Origin of the sequence: Polyangium sorediatum (assembly GCF_029946465.1) — a bacterium.
Taxonomy (GTDB): Bacteria; Myxococcota_A; Polyangia; order Polyangiales; family Polyangiaceae; genus Polyangium; species Polyangium fumosum.
This window is the reverse complement of sequence record NZ_JARZHI010000008.1, coordinates 183,072-200,304: the sequence shown is the minus strand read 5'-3', so window position 1 is coordinate 200,304 and position 17,233 is coordinate 183,072. Positions and strand designations below refer to the sequence as shown.

Sequence of the window (17,233 nt, the reverse complement as noted above, 5' to 3'; positions counted from 1 at the left end):
CGATGTTCTAGGCGCGCGGCGCGGACGCGTGCAGGGCAAACGCGGCGCCCTGCGCGTCTTCACACACCGCGATCCGCTCCCCGCTCGGGAGCTTCCGCGGGGTGAGCACCTTGCCTCCGCGCGCGTTCACCTTGGCGAGGGCCTCGTCGAGGTCCTCCACGTGGAAAGCAAAGAGCCAATGCGGATGGATATGCGGCAGCCGCGCGCTGCTGACCATGCCGCCCACGCTCGCGCCCCCTTCGTCCCACGAGAACTTCGCATACACGCCGAACTCCGGATCGAGCTCCTCCGTCTCGGTCGCCTTCCAGCCGAAGAGCTCGGAATAGAGGGCCCAGGCGCGCGCATGATCCCGCGTGTTGAGGTCATGCCACACGACGACGCCCGTGCTCGCGGCGTGGCCCGGCGAGACGAGCGCGAGGACCGAGCCGAACGGGTCCCGCAGGATCACGCGCGTCGCGCCGCCTTCCAGCGTGCGCGTCGGTCCGAGCGGCTCCCCTCCCTGCGCGAGGATACGACGCGAAAGGCCCTCGACATCCCGCACGCCGATATGCCCGAGCCAATGCGCCGGAGCGCCCCGGGCCGCGGCGCGCTCGGGCAAGGGGGAACATCCGGCGACCGCCTGATCCCCACGGAAAAATACGCTGCCGCCCGGGGTGTCGCGCATCTGAAACCCGAGCACGTCCGCGTAAAACGCCTGCGCCGCGCCCGTATCGGTGGTCCTGAGCTCGTACCAGCAAAACCTGGCCATCGCTTCGTTCACCACGCGCAAGCTATCCGCGGCGTAGGGGCCTCGCAACGTTCCATGCGTTCCGGCGGCGTGATCCAGGATGCCGCGGCGGGCCATCCACGAGCGCGCCAGGTGGTCCTGACGAACCAGCCCCCGGCCCTGCCCGCCGCGCCGCGATCCGCCTCGAACCCCCCCGCCGAGGAAGGACCCACCCGCCCGAGCAGCGCTTCCCCGCCCGCTTCCGCTCGCGCGGAGCCCGTCCCGTGGTATGGGACGGCTTCGTGAGCGCCACCTGGTTCCTCTACAGCCCCCTCTCGCCCCGCGCGCTCTCCGCGCTCGCCGACGAGTACGAACGTCACCTCGAGGCCTACATCGACGAGCACGTCGAGCGGATCGACGAAGACGAGACGGTCCCCGAGGTCGCAGCCGGCGGCGAGATCCCGCCCGTCGCCGAGCTCCAGGCCGCGTACGCGCTCGCCAAGCGCCCGCTCCCGAAGCCCATCCTCGCCCGCTACCGCGCCTGCAAGTCCGTCATCACCCTCGACCAGGCGTCCGACCTCGAGGTGGGCCCCTGCCGCGGCCTCGTCTCGACCTTGCGTTACCTCCTGCCGCGCGCCGGCGAAGGCGCGCTCGTCTTCCCGAACGACGTGCCGCTCGTCCCCGTCGAGGAGATGCTCGCCCGGATCGAGACGAAACGCGGGCTGCCAGGGTTCGACGGCGACGAGGACGACGACGAGGACGACGATTCCCCCATGCTCGGGGCCCTCCAGGGCAAGACGAAGGAGGCGCCCGGCCAGGTGCGCGCGCTCCGCGTGCTCGCCTCACTCGAAGGGCTCATGAACGACCCGGAGCTCTCCCTCGATCTGCGCGGGACCCTCCAGCGGTCCACGAAGCTCGCGCAGCGGTACGCGGCCCTGCTCGTGGAGGATGGTGCCGTCTCCGACGCGAGGGCGAGCAAGGAGCTCGGCGTGACGGTAGAGGAACTCACCAAGATGGCCGATGCGCTCGATCGGACCCTGCTCGCGCTGAAGGAGTAGCCGGCGCGCGGCCGCGGCCCGAGGACCACCTTTCCGGAGAGACAGTCGCGAAGACGTGGGGTAGCGTCGCGCACCCGCCCTCGAAGTCATGACCAAGCGCCGCATGCAACAGCTCGACCTCTTCGGAGGTTTCGAGCCCCCCGCCCCGCCGCCTCCGTCCGCGCCGATCAAGATGGGCCGCTCCGAGCCGCTCGTCTGGGTGGCCGAGGTCTGGTTGCTCCGCGAGTACGACGCGTCCGAGGCCTCGATCCTCCGGCACCTCACGCTGCGCAAAGGCCTGAACGTGCTCTGGGCCCCGCCCACGCCCGAGGACGTGGAGAACCGGCTGGGCGACGGGCAAATCACGGGGCACACGGCCGGCAAGACGACGTTCTGCCGCATGCTGCGCTACCTGCTCGGCGAGCAGCGCTTCGGCACGACGCGCGCGCAGGAGAAGATCCGCGAAGCGCTGCCCGAGGGCTGGGTCGTGGCGACGATCGTCGTCGGGGACGAGCGCTGGATCGTGGGGCGGCCCTTTGGCCTCGGCCTGCATCCGTTCGCGGCGCGCGGGCTGTCGTTCGCCGAGGCGCTCGCCGAGCGCGGGCGCGGCGGCTATCAGGACTTCCTCGCGGACATCCGGCGCGTGGTGATGGAGCCCGTGCCGGTGAAGGAGCTGCCGCACCAGCGGGAGCCGATCGCGTGGGAGCACGTGCTGCCGTGGCTGACGCGGGATCAGGAGTCGCGGTTCGCAGGGCTCGTGGAGTGGCGGGATCCGTCGAGCGAGTCGGAGAGCCCGCGGCTCGTGCTCGACGATCGGCACGTGGTGCTGCGAGCGCTCTGCGCGCTCATGTCGGACGAGGAGAGCGAGGCGCAACGTCGCTACGAGGATCTCGCGCTGGAGAAGCAAGGCCTCGAAGAGAGGGCGCCGAGGCTGGCAGATCGGGCCGCGGAGGATCGGCGCAGGCTCGCGCGGCTGCTCGGGGTCGAAGACGACACGAACGACGCGGGGCCGCTCTTCGCCGCGCGCTTCCGCGAGACCGTGACGAGGCGGAAGGCGAGCCTGGCAGCCGCAGAGGAGGCGCTCGCGGCGCAAGCGCTCGAGGTGGAGCAAGCCGAAGGCGCCGCACAGCAAGCAGCCGAGGCGTGCGGCGCGCGGGTCGAAGCGCTGCGCGAGGCAGAAGCGCGTCGCGAGGAGGCAAAGCGGCCAAGCGAGAAGAAGCGGGAGGCCGATGAAGGCACGCCCGCGCCGCTGCCGATGCGCGCAGGCCTGTGCAGCGTGCCGCTCGACGTGGCGATGGCGAAGGGATGTCCGCTCGCAGCTTCACATCCGGCAGCAGCGCCGATGACGCGCGAGGGGAAGAAGGCGCTCGCCGAGGCGGTGATGGAAGCGAAGCGGACGCTCGCGGAGGCGCGAGCCGCGCAGAAGGAAGCGGCGGCCGAGCACACGCGGCGGCGAAGCGCGCTGTCCGCCGAGGAGAAGCGCATCGCGCGGGAAAGAGCCTCGATCGAGGAGGTCGAGCGGCTCTACGACTACATGACGGCCGCCGAGCGCGAAGCCGACGCAAACACGGAGCGGCTCGCCGTGGTGACGGACGAGGTGAAAGCCTCCTCGGAGCGGCAAGCCGCGCTGCGGCGCGAGCAGGAGGAGGCCGAAGCGCGAATCTCGGAGCGGTTCCGCGACGTCGTGCGCGCGCTGCTCGGCGACCACGTGGAAGCACGCGTCGAGGTGAAGGGCCGGCGGCTGGAGCTACGCGTCGAGGACCGAGGTGAGCGAGACGGCGCAGCGATGCAGACCATCAAGCTGCTCGCCTTCGACCTCGCCGCGATGAAGCTCTCGATGGACGGTCACGGTCAACTCCCAGGGCTGCTCGTCCACGACGGCCCACGCGAAGCCGACATGGACGGGCGCATCTACGAGCGGCTGTTCCTCTACGCACGCCACCTGGAGGAGAGCGCAAACGGGTCGCTCGCCTTCCAGTACGTCGTGACCACGACAGCCCCGCCGCCAAAGGAAATGCAGAAGGAGCCCTACCTCCTGTTCCCGCTGCTCGACGCCTCGAAGCCGGAGGGCCGGCTGCTCAAGATGGATCTCTGACGGTCGCGGCACCGCGCTGGCTGGGGCTTTGCCCCAGGCCCCACCAGGGGTTGTCCACCCCTGGACCTGGACCAGCGAGGCGCTGGACCCGGGGTCGATGAACTGCGCTCCGCGCAGTTCATCGAACAGCCGGTGGCAAGACTGGCGACGATCCTGCCCACCACGGCGCGGCATGTCGAGCCGGCAGCGTGCCCGTCGCCGGCTCGAAACCCACCTCCATGGTCTTGCCACCGGCCCGTTGGAAGAACTGCGCGTTGCGCAGTTCTTCCATCCTCGGTCCAGGCCGTGCCTGGTCCGGGGTCGAGGGGGCGGACAGCCCCCCGCGGGGTCCGGGGCGGAGCCCCGGGTGCGGCGCGGCGGCTGCTAGGTCACGGATTGTCGAGGATGATTCGTTCGGGCGGCAGATCTGCGGGCTGCGGGGGGGTGGTTCCGTCGGGCTCCGGCAATGCGGGGGGGAGCATGGGCACTTCGGGTTGGACGGGAACCGGATAGATGGGGGCGGGTGCGGCTGGTGGATCGATGTATTGCGTTTGTGGGATTTCGGCGCCGCGTGGACCACAACGACCGCCGAGGCTGCCCACGGCGTCGTTGTAATAGTTGACGGCGTCGACGGCGTTGCCGTGTGCGTCGATCTTCGTGGCGCGACCGACGGCTGTCATGATGAGGCCGATGGCCTCGACGCCGATGCCGCCGAGCAAAAGGCCCCACATGAGATCGGGGTCGTTTTGGTAGGCGAGCCCTGCGAGGCCGGCCATGCCGCCCACGCCGAGCGTGAGGCCTGCGATCGTCAGCCCTACGGCGGCGTCGCCTGCGCTTTCGGCTGCGAGGGCGTGCCGCTCGGCGTCGGGCACGCAGGCTACGTAGTCGGCCAGGCCTCGATATCGCACGCCGGTTGCGACGAGGCCTTGGGGCGAATGCACCTGGAATTCGTTCTCGTAGCGGAGCGTGAGCTCGTGTGGGGCGAGCACGCGCGGCTCGACGGTGGTGAACCCGGAGCCGCAGCCTGCGAGCGCGGCTGCCGAGAGCCCGAGGATCACGAAGGCGTGCCGTGTGCTCATTGGAGTCCTCCGGCGGGCCGGGCCGCGCAAGGTGAGTCGGGCAGGCGCGCGAGGTCGTTGTAGGCATTGACCTCGTCGATTGCGCTCGCGACGTCGGCCTCGGGCTCTGGCCGGGTGAAGCCGAGGCTCAGCGTGATGATCGGGAGCGTCAGGAGTGCCACGACGGCGAGCACCACCGCGGCTTTGCCCAGGTCGCCGCCGCCGCCTCCCCCGCCTCCGCCGCTGCTCTTGCCGCCGCCGCCTCCCCCGCTGATGCTGCTGGAGCCGCCGCTCGATGCGACGCTTGGGGTCGCCGCTGTCCGGGGGATGGCCCGAGGCGTGGTCGAGCCGCTGCCGGATCCCACGATCACCAGGGGCGAGGGGCGCACGACGATCCAGGGACGATAATAAACCACGCCGGTCGATCCGCCGTAATACGACGAATACTGCTGCGGCTCCGCCGGCAGGTTCCGGACGGCCTCGCTGCAGTTGATGCCGGAGATCTCGCTCGGGAGCGAGGCGACGACGTGATCGTCTTGCCAGAGGACACGGGCGCGCCCGTCCTGCGGCGGCACGTAGTCGGACGTGTAGCTGCCGCACCCGGCCAGGATCCCGAGGGACCCGACCGCCAAGATTGCCTTGCTCGTGCCCCACGGGCTCGCCATCGCCATACGCGGCTCCTCTGCAATTGCATGTTTTCGCACTGCCTCCGCGCCCCGTAAAGGACAATTTGCCAGATCCGCGCCGTCTCACGTAGACTCCGACCCCCCATGAAGCTCGGCGCCCGCGCCCTCCTCGCCGCAGGCCTCTTCGCGAGCGCCACGCTCGCGCCCTCGCCCGTCCGCGCCGAGGAGCCCACGGCGAGCGCCGAGGCGAAAGCCGGGGCCCGCGCCGCCGCCGAGAACGGCACGAACGCGTTCAAGGCGTCGCGTTACGCCGAAGCCGTCGACATGTTCCTGCGCGCCGAGGCGCTCTTCCACGCGCCGACCCACGTGCTCATGCTCGCGCGCTCGTATGCGGCCCTTGGAAAGCTCGTCCTCGCAAAGGAGGCCTACCTCTCGATCGTGCGCGAGGAGCTCGGCCCGAAGGCGCCCGCCGCGTTCAGGAACGCCAAGGCCGACGCGGAGAAAGAGCTCGCCGACCTCTCGCCGCGCATCCCGTCCCTCCAGGTGAGCACCACGCCCGAGGCGAAAAATGTCGTCGTCACGGTCGATGAAAAGCCGCTCCCCGCGGCGCTCCTCGGCATCCCGAGCCCGATCGATCCCGGCACGCATGTCCTGCGCGCGACGGCCGAGGGCATGGCGGCGCCCGAGAAAAGCGTGACCATCAAGGAGGGGGAAAAAGCGGCCGTCGTGCTGGAGCTCGCGGCCGTGGCGAGCGCCGCGCCGATCACGCCGGTGCGCACGCCCGTGGGGCCGACGGGGCCCGCAGGTGGGCGGGAGCAGCCGCCCGGGAAGACGAGCCCGGGGCGGATCGCGGGGGTCGTGCTCATGGGGCTCGGCGTGGCGGGGCTCGGGGCCGGCGGCGTCTTCGGGGGCCTGTCGCTGGCGAAACGGGCGGAGGCGGACGAGGCGTTCGACACGTGCGGCGCCGGCTGCTGGGGACCACCGGCGGATGCGGTGCGCGCGCTCGACGAGGACGCGAATCAAAAAGGGACGATCGGCGTCATCGGCCTCGCCGCGGGCGGCGCATTGACGGTCACCGGCGTCGTGCTGTTCGTGGTGTCGAAAGGAACGCCTGGGAAGGCGCCGTCGAAGGCGCTCGTGACCCCGTGGATCGGGCCCCAGGGCGGCGGGGTCGTCGGTCGGTTTTAGGTTTTACGGGGCAACCCCCGCTCAATACCCGTAGTCCGTGACGACCTTCTTCGTCACGCTCTTCTTCGTGGCCGCCCCTTGGGTCGTCACGGCCGGCGCGGCGCTCGACGTCGAGGCGGGTTTGGCCGCGGCAGAGGCGCTCGCCGGAGGCGCGATCGTGGCCGCCGAGGCCGACGGCGAGGGCGCCGGGGCGGCCTGTTCGGGCTCGGGCGTGGGTGCAGGGGCGGCCGCGGCGCTCGAAGGTGCCTCCGGGACCCGGGAGCCGCCGCGGAGAACGATGTACCCCCCGCCCGCGGACACGGCGACCACGACCGCGAGGCCCGCGGCGACGAGCCCTCCCTTGCGTTTGCCCGCTGGGACCGAGGCGCGCTCGCTCTGCGCCCAGGTCTGCCGCGTCAGCGAGGCGCTGTTGGGCGGCGACGACCCCGGGTCGGAGGGGCTGCTCGGCGGGCCGGCGAGGGCACCCGCGCCGAGCGGCGTCGAGACCGGCGGCGGCTCGGGCGTGGCCACGCCCAAACGCGGCGGCAAGGAGAGATCGGAGACCGAAGGGAGCGGCGAACGCTTGAGCTGCCCGCTCGCGCGTTTTTCCTCCCAGGCGGCGAGCGCGACGCGGAACTCGTCGGCGCTCTGGAAGCGCGCGGCCGGATCGCGGTGCATGCCCTTGACCACGATGCCGCAGATCTCGTCGTCGAGCATCGGGCTCACGGCCTTCGGGTGTGGCTGCGACTCGAAGACGATCTTGAACATCAGCTCGGCGAACGTCTCGCCGCTGAAGGGCACCTGGCCCGTGAGCATCTCGTAGAGCATCACGGCCACGGTGTAGAGATCGCTGCGCGCGTCGACGGAGCTCGCCGCGCGCGCCTGCTCGGGGCTCATGTAGAACGGCGTGCCCATCACGACGCCGGTGCGCGTGTGCTGCGCGGCCTCGCCCGACATGCCCGAGAACTTCGAGATGCCGAAGTCGAGGATCTTCACCCAGTCGTCGTGCCCGGCCTTCTTCTTCTGGAGGAAGACGTTGTCGGGCTTGAGGTCGCGGTGGATGATGCCCGCGGCGTGCGCGGCTTCGAGGCCGTCGAGGAGCTGCCGGAAGAGCTCGACGATCTTGTCGATCGAGATCCGCCCGCGCTTGGCGCGCTCCTTCAGCGTCTCGCCCTCGAGCAGCTCCATCACCATGAAGCGATCGCCCTGCTCGGTCGTGCCGAGATCGAGGACCTCCACGATGTGATCGGAGCCGATCTGCCCGGCCGCCTGCGCCTCGCGTTCGAAGCGAACGAGCGCGTCGCCGTGCAGCTCGGTCGCGGCGCGCGAGAGCACCTTGATCGCGACCTGGCGCTTCACCCGCAGGTTCTCGGCGACGTACACGACCCCCATCCCGCCGCGCCCGAGCAACCGGACGATGCGGTATTTTCCGTCGATGATCGCGCCTTCTTCGAGCTTCATCGGGATCCGCTAGATGGGGCAGAGGAGCGGGCTCATACAGGTGCCGCCGCAGCAAATCGTCGGGTCGGCGCACTCGTTGTCAGGGTCGGTGTACTCCAGGATGGCCGCGCAAATGCCGTTGCCGAACGTGTGCTTCGCGCCGCTGCACGACATGCACGTCCCGGCGCAGGCCGAATTGCAGCAGAAGCCGTCGACGCAGAAGCCCGTCGTGCACTGGGCCGCGGTCGAGCAGGCCGAGCCGAGCGGCAGCGCCCCCGCCGCCGTGCACGTGCCGCCCGAGCAGGTGAACCCGGCCGCGCAATCCGCGTTCACCGCGCACGTCGTCTTGCACGCCGTCGTGCCGCAGACGTAGGGGCTGCAGGCCTTCGTGCCGGCGTCGGTGCAGGTGCCCGTGCCGCTGCACGTGTCGGCCTTGGTCTCGACGCCGTTCGTGCAGCTCGCCGCGACGCACACCGTGCCCGAGGCGTAGAGCTGGCAAGCGCCGGCGGCGCAGAAGCCGTTCGCGCCGCAGGTCGAGGCCGCGGCGGCCGTGCACTCGTTGTCCGGGTCGGTGCCGGTCGTGATGCTGCCGCAGACGCCGTTCGTGCCGCCCTTCTTCGCCGCCGAGCAAGCCTGGCAGAGGCCCGTGCACGCGGTGCTGCAGCAGAAGCCGTCGACGCAGAAGCCGCTCGCGCATTCGTTCGTGCCAGCGCACGCCGCGCCCGTCCCCTTTTTCGCGACGCAGGCTTGCGACACGCAGTAGGACGTCGAGGCGCAGTCGGCGTCGGCGGCGCACGAGGCCTTGCAAGCGCTCCCGCTGCACGTGTAGGGGCTGCAGGGCTGCGTGCCGGCGTCGATGCACGCGCCCATGCCGTTGCACGTGTCGGCCTTCGTGAGCGTCGATCCCGAGCACGAGGCCGCGACGCACGCGCTGCCCGCGGGATAGAGCTGGCAGCTCCCCATGCCGCTGCAGAAGCCGTTCGTGCCGCACGTCATCACGCCCTGATCGGTGCACTCGTTGTCCGGGTCGGTGCCGACGAGGATCACGCCGCAGGTGCCGTTCGTCGAGCCGCCGCCCTTCTTCGCCGCCGAGCAGGCCTGGCAAAGGCCGGAGCAGGTCGTGTCGCAGCAGACGCCGTCGACGCAGAAGTTGCTCTGGCACTCGTTCGCCGCCGCGCAGACCGTGCCGAGGGGCTTTTTCGTGCCGCAGATGCCGTTCACGCAGGCGTTGCCCGACGTGCAGTCGGCGTCGGCCACGCAGGTCTGCTTGCAGGTCCCCGCGCCGCAGGCGTAGGGCGCGCACGCCTTCGTGCCGCCGTCGGCGCACGCGCCCATGCCGTTGCAGGTGTCGGCGTTCGTCTGGGTCGATCCCGTGCAGCTCGACGCGATGCAGACCGTGCCCGCGGCGTAGAGCTGGCAAGCGCCCGCGCCGTTGCAGACGCCGTTCGTCGCACACGAGGGCGCGCCTTGATCGAGGCACTCGCTGTCCGGATCGGTCCCGACCACGATGGCCCCGCAGACGCCGTTCGCGCCCGAGCCCTTCTTCAAGGTCGAGCACGCCTGGCAGGTGCCGCCGCAGGCCGTGTTGCAGCAGACGCCGTCGACGCAAAAGCCGCTCGCGCACTCGTTCGCGCCGCCGCAGCTCGCGGCCGCCGCCTTTTTCGGCACGCACGCGCCCGCGGCGCAGTACTGGCCCGCGGCGCACTGCACGTCAATCACGCACATCGAGGCGCAGACTTCGCCGGCGCACGCATACGGCGCGCAGCTCGCCGTGCCCTTGTCGACGCAGCTCCCCATGCCGTCGCAGGTGTCGGGGTTCGTCTGGACGCCGCCCGCGCAGCCGCCCTGCGCGCAAATCGTGCCCGCCATGTAGTTGCGGCACGCGCCCTTGCCGTCACACGTGCCGTCGTTCCCGCACGAGCTCGGGCCCTGATCCAGGCAATCCCCGTGGGGATCGGTCCCTTCGAGGATGGCCGCGCACGTGCCGTTCGCGCCGCCCGTGAGCGCCGCCGTGCACGCCTCGCAGTTGCCCTCGCAGGCCGCGTCGCAGCAGACGTCGTCCGCACAGAAGCCGCTCGCGCACTGGTTCGCCTTGTTCCCCTGGCACGCCTCGCCGATGGCCTTCTTGTCGAGGCACTCCCCCGAGGCCCCATCGCAGTATTTCCCGGCCGCACAAGCGTCGTCGTTCGTGCAGTCGGTCGCGCACACGTTGTTCACGCAGGCGGTCGGCGCGCAATCGACCGTCCCCGTGTCCATGCAGGTGCCGGCGCCGTCGCAGGTCTTCGCGAGCACCTTCGTTTGATCGACGCAGGACTGCGGCGCGCATTCGGTCCCTGCCTTGTAGAGCGCGCACGCGCCCTCGCCGTCGCAGGAGCCATCGTGCCCGCACGACGACGCGCCCTCGTCCGCGCACTCACTCTCGGGATCGAAGCCCGCGATCACGGGCGCGCACGTGCCGTTCGACTGCCCCGTATCCGCCGCCTTGCAAGACACACACGTGCCCGTGCACGCGGCGTCGCAGCAAACGCCGTCCACGCAGAAGCCGGATCCACACGCGAGGCTGTCGCTGCACGGCTCGCCGTTCGCGTCGCCGCCCTGCCCGCCCCCGCCGCCCATACCGCCGCCGCCTTGCCCCGCCGTGCCCCCGTCCGGAGGGCCCTCGCCGTAGGGCCGATCGGGCGAGACGCACCCGTACGTGAGCAGCAGGATCGACAGCGAAACGAACACGAACGTCCACGCCCGTCCCCCGCGCGCGATCATCGAAGAGCGGCGCAGGTGGCGAGGCCCGACAGCCGAGCCGGAGACGTGGACCGACATCCTGGGCATCCTACGAGCAGATGCCTTTCGCTCGCAAGACGCGCCGTCGCGCCGCGGCTTGCATTCGTGAGGGGCTCGGCGGATGCTCGCTCCTGCGATGTCGAAGCTCCCTCTCGCCGCGCCCCGGAAAACACATCTCCCGCGCCGCCGAGCGCCGCTCGTGCTGCTCGGGCTCCTCGGCCTCGGCTGCGGTGGCCCGGACCCGGGTGCGCAGCCCGAAGGCTGGGATTCCGCGGTCGCCATGCGCCCCGCGACGGACCGAAACATCGATCCAAAGACCTTCGAGATGGACCTCGAAGCTCGCATCGAAGAGCTCGAGCTCGTCGCCGGCCTGAAGACGCCCGCGTGGACCTACGACGGCAGCATCCCCGGGCCGTTCGTGCGGGCGAACGTGGGCGATCGGCTCATCGTGCATTTCCGCAACACGCTGCCCGAGCCGACGACGATCCACTGGCACGGGCTACGAATCCCCGCGGCGATGGACGGGGCGGCGGAGCACAGCCAGCCGGCGATCCAGCCGGGCGAGACGTTCACCTACGATTTCGTCCTGCCGGACGCGGGCCTCTTCTGGTACCACCCGCACGTCCATTCGGCCGCGCAGCTCGGCTTTGGCCTCTACGGCGCGCTGCTCGTCGACGACCCGACCGAGCCCGCCGATCTCGGCGACGAGCTCGTCCTCGTGCTCTCGGACATGGCGATCCGCGATGACGGCTCCCTCCAGGATCCGCAGACGGGCCTCGATTTCGGCACGCTCTTCGGGCGCGAGGGTGATCTCTTGCTGGTCAATGGCCGGAAGAACCCGGTCATCCAGGCGCGCGCGGGCCGGCGGCAGCGGTGGCGGCTCGTGAACGCCGCGAAGAGCCGATATTTCCAGCTCGCGATGAAAGAACACACCTTCACGCGTATCGGCAGCGACGGCGGCTTCATGGAGAAGCCCGTCGAGTCCGCGGCCCTCGTGCTCGCGCCGGGCGAGCGCGCCGACGTGCTGGTCGTGCCCCGCGGCGCGCCCGGATCGACGTTCGCCGTGCGCTGGGTGCCCTATGATCGCGGCTATGGAACGACGTTCAACCGGCCCGAGGAGGAGGTCTTCCGGGTGCGCCTCACGGACGAGGCCGAGGTCACGGAGACGCCGCGACCGAAGACGGATCGCGTGATCACGCCGCTGGATCTCGCGGGCGCGACGCCCATCACGCTCGACCTCACGCAAGGCGAGGTCGACGGCAAGATGGTAATGGGCATCAACGGCGTGCCCTCGTGGGAAGCCGTGCCGGTCCCCGCAATGGTGGGCGAGACGCAGGTATGGACCGTGAAAAACACGATGGACTTCGACCACCCATTCCATTTGCACGGCTTTTTCTTCCAACCACTCGACGCGTCGCTCGCCCCGATCCACCCGATGGAGTGGAAGGACACGGTCAACGTCCCCGTCGACGGCACGGGCCGCTTCGCCGTGCGGTACGACGATCGGCCGGGGATGTGGATGTTTCATTGCCACATCCTCGATCACGCCGACGCCGGGATGATGGGCATGCTCGATCTGCAAGGTGGATCCGGGCATTCCGCGCACTGACGGGCCGGCTGCCGGGGGGCGCCACGTTATGCCCGCGGACGTTTCCGTGGCCGGGCCCGCGCCCTCGACCTTGTGCCCCCGCCCTCTCCTCGTGGATGATGGCTCGCCCCGATGCGCAGCCGCCCCGACGTCACCGTGTACCTCGACCCCGCCGAGCCGACCGCCGGCGACACGCTCCGCGTTCACGTTCACCTGAAATCCAAGACCGAGACGCCCTTCGACGCGATCGACGTCGAGCTCGTGGGCCGCGAGTCGCGCTACAAACGCACCTCCTCCAGCGGCAAGACCCGCACCCGCAGATACCATCGCCGCGAGATCGTGCGGCTCGGGAAGCGTTTTCCCGCAGGCGTCCTCCAGCCGGGGACCTTGGACCAGGCGATCGATTTCCCCCTCCCGCACGGCCTCCCGCCCACCTACCGCAGCGGATACAGCACGATCGAGTACGAAATCTCCGTCCACGTGCACATCCCGTGGTGGCCCGATCGACACGAAACGTACGTCATCCCGATCCGCGTGCCGACCACGCGGGCCGCGCCCCCCGAGCCGCGCGTGTTCACGAGCCAGGCCGGCGAACACCGCGGCGAAGACCCCGTGATCGAGCTCTCCCTCGAAGATCAACGCCTCCCCGTCCACGGCGGCCTCACGGGCGCCATCGCGCTGACGGGCCTCGGCGATCGCAAGCTCCGGCGCATCGAGCTCGCCACGAGCGCGATCGAGACCGCGCTCGTGACGAGCACCGCCGGCCCCGCCGAGGTCGACCGACGCACGTGGACCCTCTTCGAAGGCACGCCCGAGGAAGGCACCTCGATCCCCTTCCGCATCGGCATCCCCGCCGAGCTCGTGCCGACCTTTCACTCCCCGTTCATCCGCGTCGACTACGCGCTCGAGGTCGTCGCCGTCGTGGCCTTCGGCCGCGATCTCTCCCTGCGCGTGCCCGTCGCCGTCGAGCGCCAGAAAGGCCTACGCAAGCCCACGAAAGGCCTGCCGCTCGTCGGCAAACAACGTCACCTCTCCGTCTGGCGCGCAGCCGCCGAGGCCATCCGCGCCGCCGGGGCCACGGTCGTCGACTTCGATCCCGAGCAGGCCGTGCTCGTCCTCGACGTACGAGGCATCCGCATCGAGGTGACCGAAGAGCATCGCGAGGGCCTCGGTCCGTGCGTCGTCGCCGAGCTCTCGTTCCCCGCCCTCGGCCTCGATCTGCGCCTCGCCGAGCGGCGCTGGACCGATTTCGGCGCAAAGCTGCCCGGCCTGGACAAACGCCTCGCGAAGCGCTTCACGGTGCGCGCGCGCGAGCCCGTCCAGGCCGCCCGCCTGCTCAGCGCCGAGGTGCACGAGGCCCTCGACGTCTTCGACGAGGCCGCCCTCGACGACGAACACACGGTGGTCGTGCAGAAAGGCGGCGTCTACCAGGTCGCAGGCCTCGAGCGCTTCCTCGCGCGTGCCCAGTTGCTCGCGCACCGCCTCGCGCACGCGATCGCCACGTTGCCCCCGCCCGCCGCGCTCGCGCCGGCCCTTCCCGCCTTCCAGCACTTCGCCGCGCAGCGCGGCGCGCGCCTCCGGGTCGGCGATCTCGCGGTGGAGAACTTCTCCCGCGCAGGGATCCCCCTGTCGCTCGATCACCGCTGGGAGGGCGAGCGCCCGGCCGAGAGCCGGCTCTGGTCGCCGCGGCCCGAGCGCGAGCTTCCTGCCTCGTGGAGCGCGACGCTCACCAAAGCCACGGGGCGCGAGCCCCTGCTCGAAGAGACACGCCTCGGCGTTCGTTTGCCGCTCGTGCAGGACCCCGAGGAGATGCTCGCCACGGCCGACGCGTTCGCCGCTGCCGTCGCCTCGCTCGCGGGCGCGGCGAGTCTCGGGCCCTATCGCTGAGGGCGGTCGTGCGTCAGGGCGCAGGCGCAGGCGTGGGACGTGGTGCGGACCGTTCGAGGACCGCGAGTTCGATGCGGTGCAAGAGATCCACGCTCCGCGCGTCCCCAGGCGTGGCCTCGACGAGCTTGCGCGCATGGTGCTTCGCCTCCTCGAAGATCCCAAACCGCAGCGTCAACAGCGCGAGGTTCCGGCGCGCAGCCGTGAGGCCCGGATCGGCGCGCAGCGCGGCGAGGTAACGCTCCCGGGCGCGGTTGTAATCGTTCTTCTTGTCCGCGATGATCCCCAAGTCGAAGAGCGCCTCCGCGTCGTTCGGGGCTTCCTTGGCGATCGGCGCGAGGACCTTCTCCGCGCCGTCGAGATCGTTCTCGCGGATGAGCAGCGCGCCGAGCAGGACGGCCGCGTCACGACCGGCCCCTCCCTCGAACGCCCGCCGAGCGGACGCGACCGCCTCCGCCGCCCGACCTTGCTGATCGAGCGCCAGCGCGAGCGCGTAGTCGAGCAGCGGCTCGCGCGCGTCCACGAGCGCCGCGCGCGCGACCTCCTCGGCCCGCTTCCCCTCGCCGTTCGTGGCAAGCGTGGCGGCGAGCGCGGCCTGCGCGAGCGCATCGGCCGGGCACCTGCCCGCGGCGTCCTGCGCGGCTTCGAGCGCGCGCGGCATGTCCCGGAGGTGGAGCACGACGAACGCACGGCGCGAGGCGCAGGCGCAGCTCGCGGGCTTCAGCGTGAGGCACCGATCGACGACGGCAAGCGCAGCCGCGTGATCACGCGCCCGCGCCTGGGGCTCGGTGATCACGTCGAGGGCGCGCCGCGCGTCGCCGTCGCGGAGCACGGTCTGCCACCACATCTGCGGCGTCGAAAAGAGCCACTCGGCCGACGCGCCGAAGAGCACGAGGCCGAGGGCCACGACGGCGGACGCGACGAGCCGCGCGTTCCTGCGCGGAGCCACGATCGCCGCGCACGCGGCGAGCCCCACCCACAGGGGCACGGCGACGAACAACACGCCGCGGCCGAGCGGCGCGCGAGGGCCGCGGAAGTACGCGCCGACGACGAGGGACGCGACGACCGAGAGGACGAGCGCGACCGCGGCGATCCGCGCCTCGGGTGAGCGGACGCGGGCGGCGAGGCGGAGCGCGCCGAGCACCACGGCCGCGAGCACCACGGCCGCGACGAGGGCGCCCCCGATCGAACCGGAGCCGGGCTCGGGCGCGAAAAGCGGCGGCGCGATCGCGAGGGCGAACGCGTGCGCCGCGCGCGTGACCGTGTCTACGAGGATCGAGAGGATGGACACGACGAACGAGGACGCCCGTCGCTCAGTTGGTCACCATGACCCAGCCGTTGATCGCGTCGTTCGAGTTCAGCGAGGTCGCGGAGACGTTCCGCACGCAGAACCCGACGCTGTACGTCCCTACCGCGAGGCCCGACACCGTGCCGGCGGCGGCGAACGGCGCGCGCGCCGAGATGCTCGCCGTGGTCGTGTACGAGGTCGGGTAGAACGGGATGATCTGACCTCCGGAGGCCTGGTAACAGAGGCCAAAGCCGACCGACGTGGCCGTCCCCGAGCTCGACCCGAGGATGGCCACCGCCGAGCCCGTGATCCGTTGCGCGGCCGCGACGACGTTCACGCTCACCGGCGTCGCCGCCCACGCGAACACGAGCGAGCCCCCGTTCACGGAAATGCCCGGCGCATCGAGGCTGCGGACCGATACGATGCCCGTATCGCCCTTCGGCCCCTGCGGACCGATCCCACCCGTCTCGCCCTTCGGACCCTGCAGACCGGTCGCGCCCGTCGGCCCCTGCAGACCGGTCGCGCCCGTCTGACCCGTCGCACCCGTCGCACCCGTCGCGCCCTTGGCACCGATCGCGCCCGTCGGACCCGCAGCACCCGTCGGACCCGCCGCACCCGTCGGCCCCTGCGGACCGGTCGCGCCCGTCGCGCCCTTGGCACCGGCCGCGCCCGTCGGACCCACGGGACCTTGCGGCCCCATGGGACCCACGAGCCCCGTCGGATCCCCGACCCACTTGCCCGTGCCGTCGATCACGAGGGTATCGCCGACCCAGACCGACGTCGGGTGGATGTCGCCGATCGCATCGCCCGCGACCATCGCGTAGGGCACGCTTTGCACGGGGGATCGCGGCGTCATCTCGGGATCGCTACCGACCTTGATGCCGAGATACCGCACCGAGCCGTCGAAGACGTTCTTGTCGAAGGCCGTGACCGTCCCGAGGTTCGCCGAGAAGTACCCCTCCTCGAACGTGATGTCGTGCGACTCGGTCCAGATCGGATCGGCCGCCGCGGGATCGGCGTAGAGCGCGAACGTCACCTGGAGCGTGCCATTCACCGGGGCATTCTTTTCGTCGTAGAGTCGGCCCTGCTGGGTGATGGTCTGCGGCACCGCGGCCTCTGCGACGGCGGCGCCGGCAGAGAGCGCGAAAGCGACGGCCGAAGCCGAGATCAGGCGCGTGATCATCCCGTTGCTCATGGCAAGCTCCCGTTCGCTCCAATGAGGCCGCCCTGCATCCGATAGCTGGGCGATGTCGTCTTCGTCTGGTTCTGCGTCGGCTGCCCGAGCGTGAAAACCATCTTGTAGCTCGGGCTCCTCACCACGTTGCCGGCGCTCACGGTGTCCGTGCCGGGAGGCCCTGGCGGGACGGGAGGACTTCCTCCGTCGCCGCCCGTGCCGCCGTCGCCGCCCGTGCCGCCGCCACCACCGCCGCCGCCCGTGCCGGCCGTGGATCCGGTCGGCGTGGTGGACGACCCGTCGCCGCCGCACGCCGCCATCCCCAAAAGGAGCAGCGCTGAGAGATACAGAGCCCCGTATTTCATCCGGTTCATGGATGGCCTCGCGGTGGTACGCCTCCGAAGAGCATTAAA

At 71.0% G+C, this 17,233-nt stretch carries 13 protein-coding genes; 5 read left to right on the top strand and 8 right to left on the bottom strand.

The window, feature by feature from the left end:
* Window positions 1-7 precede the first annotated feature (7 nt).
* Entirely contained in the window at window positions 8-760 is a 753-nt protein-coding gene (locus QHF89_RS12785) for a VOC family protein (protein WP_284720421.1), read from the bottom strand.
* A gap of 248 nt (window positions 761-1,008) precedes the next feature.
* On the opposite strand from QHF89_RS12785, the gene QHF89_RS12780 reads away from it, so the two are divergent.
* Window positions 1,009-1,764 (top strand): hypothetical protein, encoded by a 756-nt coding sequence (locus QHF89_RS12780; protein WP_136968626.1) that lies wholly within the window; start codon window positions 1,009-1,011, stop codon window positions 1,762-1,764.
* An 88-nt stretch (window positions 1,765-1,852) separates the two neighbouring features.
* Window positions 1,853-3,838: a hypothetical protein gene (locus tag QHF89_RS12775; RefSeq protein WP_136968625.1), complete on the top strand. Its 1,986-nt coding sequence runs from the start codon at window positions 1,853-1,855 to the stop codon at window positions 3,836-3,838.
* A 368-nt stretch (window positions 3,839-4,206) separates the two neighbouring features.
* On the opposite strand, the gene QHF89_RS12770 is transcribed toward QHF89_RS12775, so the two are convergent.
* Together QHF89_RS12770 and QHF89_RS12765 are read right to left on the bottom strand one after the other, a co-directional pair.
* The gene (locus QHF89_RS12770) at window positions 4,207-4,896 is read right to left on the bottom strand and encodes a hypothetical protein (RefSeq protein ID WP_136968624.1); all 690 of its coding nucleotides are present in this window, start codon (window positions 4,894-4,896) and stop codon (window positions 4,207-4,209) included.
* Entirely contained in the window at window positions 4,893-5,546 is a 654-nt protein-coding gene (locus QHF89_RS12765) for a hypothetical protein (RefSeq protein ID WP_136968623.1), read from the bottom strand. Before QHF89_RS12765 ends, QHF89_RS12770 begins: the two co-directional genes overlap by 4 nt.
* A 99-nt stretch (window positions 5,547-5,645) precedes the next feature.
* Between QHF89_RS12765 and QHF89_RS12760 the strand changes: the two genes are divergently transcribed.
* A complete protein-coding gene (locus tag QHF89_RS12760) occupies window positions 5,646-6,689 on the top strand; it encodes a hypothetical protein (RefSeq protein WP_136968622.1) in 1,044 nt (347 codons plus the stop codon).
* A gap of 21 nt (window positions 6,690-6,710) precedes the next feature.
* On the opposite strand, the gene QHF89_RS12755 is transcribed toward QHF89_RS12760, so the two are convergent.
* Both QHF89_RS12755 and QHF89_RS12750 read right to left on the bottom strand, forming a co-directional pair.
* Window positions 6,711-8,129, bottom strand: a complete 1,419-nt coding sequence (locus QHF89_RS12755) for a serine/threonine protein kinase (protein ID WP_136968621.1) — start codon at window positions 8,127-8,129, stop codon at window positions 6,711-6,713.
* A 9-nt stretch (window positions 8,130-8,138) separates the two neighbouring features.
* On the bottom strand, window positions 8,139-10,925 hold the full coding sequence (locus tag QHF89_RS12750; RefSeq protein WP_136968620.1) for a hypothetical protein: 2,787 nt from the start codon (window positions 10,923-10,925) through the stop codon (window positions 8,139-8,141).
* A 97-nt stretch (window positions 10,926-11,022) separates the two neighbouring features.
* Here QHF89_RS12750 and QHF89_RS12745 point away from each other — a divergent pair, with 97 nt between their 5' ends.
* Both QHF89_RS12745 and QHF89_RS12740 read left to right on the top strand, forming a co-directional pair.
* Window positions 11,023-12,495, top strand: coding sequence for a multicopper oxidase family protein (locus tag QHF89_RS12745; protein WP_136968619.1), 1,473 nt, complete (start codon window positions 11,023-11,025; stop codon window positions 12,493-12,495).
* A 111-nt stretch (window positions 12,496-12,606) separates the two neighbouring features.
* A complete protein-coding gene (locus QHF89_RS12740) occupies window positions 12,607-14,361 on the top strand; it encodes a hypothetical protein (RefSeq protein WP_136968618.1) in 1,755 nt (584 codons plus the stop codon).
* Between the two features lie 13 nt (window positions 14,362-14,374).
* Here QHF89_RS12740 and QHF89_RS12735 read toward each other — a convergent pair whose 3' ends face one another.
* From QHF89_RS12735 to QHF89_RS12725, 3 genes are read right to left on the bottom strand one after another with little or no spacing between them, the layout of a single operon-like run.
* Complete coding sequence (locus tag QHF89_RS12735) at window positions 14,375-15,649, bottom strand: tetratricopeptide repeat protein (RefSeq protein WP_136968617.1); 1,275 nt, start codon at window positions 15,647-15,649, stop codon at window positions 14,375-14,377.
* Between the two features lie 22 nt (window positions 15,650-15,671).
* On the bottom strand, window positions 15,672-16,841 hold the full coding sequence (locus QHF89_RS12730; protein ID WP_136968616.1) for a collagen-like domain-containing protein: 1,170 nt from the start codon (window positions 16,839-16,841) through the stop codon (window positions 15,672-15,674).
* The gene (locus QHF89_RS12725) at window positions 16,838-17,194 is read right to left on the bottom strand and encodes a hypothetical protein (protein WP_284720420.1); all 357 of its coding nucleotides are present in this window, start codon (window positions 17,192-17,194) and stop codon (window positions 16,838-16,840) included. The genes QHF89_RS12730 and QHF89_RS12725 overlap by 4 nt, the downstream gene beginning before the upstream one ends.
* Window positions 17,195-17,233 lie beyond the last annotated feature (39 nt).

Bases quoted from the DNA above. Each gene is read 5' to 3' on its own strand.
- QHF89_RS12775 (WP_136968625.1), top strand. From the start codon at position 1,853: ATGACCAAGCGCCGCATGCAACAGCTCGACCTCTTCGGAGGTTTCGAG.
- QHF89_RS12730 (WP_136968616.1), bottom strand. From the start codon at position 16,841: ATGAGCAACGGGATGATCACGCGCCTGATCTCGGCTTCGGCCGTCGCT.
- QHF89_RS12740 (WP_136968618.1), top strand. From the start codon at position 12,607: ATGCGCAGCCGCCCCGACGTCACCGTGTACCTCGACCCCGCCGAGCCG.
- QHF89_RS12765 (WP_136968623.1), bottom strand. From the start codon at position 5,546: ATGGCGATGGCGAGCCCGTGGGGCACGAGCAAGGCAATCTTGGCGGTC.
- QHF89_RS12750 (WP_136968620.1), bottom strand. From the start codon at position 10,925: ATGTCGGTCCACGTCTCCGGCTCGGCTGTCGGGCCTCGCCACCTGCGC.
- QHF89_RS12725 (WP_284720420.1), bottom strand. From the start codon at position 17,194: ATGAACCGGATGAAATACGGGGCTCTGTATCTCTCAGCGCTGCTCCTT.
- QHF89_RS12745 (WP_136968619.1), top strand. From the start codon at position 11,023: ATGTCGAAGCTCCCTCTCGCCGCGCCCCGGAAAACACATCTCCCGCGC.
- QHF89_RS12760 (WP_136968622.1), top strand. From the start codon at position 5,646: ATGAAGCTCGGCGCCCGCGCCCTCCTCGCCGCAGGCCTCTTCGCGAGC.
- QHF89_RS12755 (WP_136968621.1), bottom strand. From the start codon at position 8,129: ATGAAGCTCGAAGAAGGCGCGATCATCGACGGAAAATACCGCATCGTC.
- QHF89_RS12770 (WP_136968624.1), bottom strand. From the start codon at position 4,896: ATGAGCACACGGCACGCCTTCGTGATCCTCGGGCTCTCGGCAGCCGCG.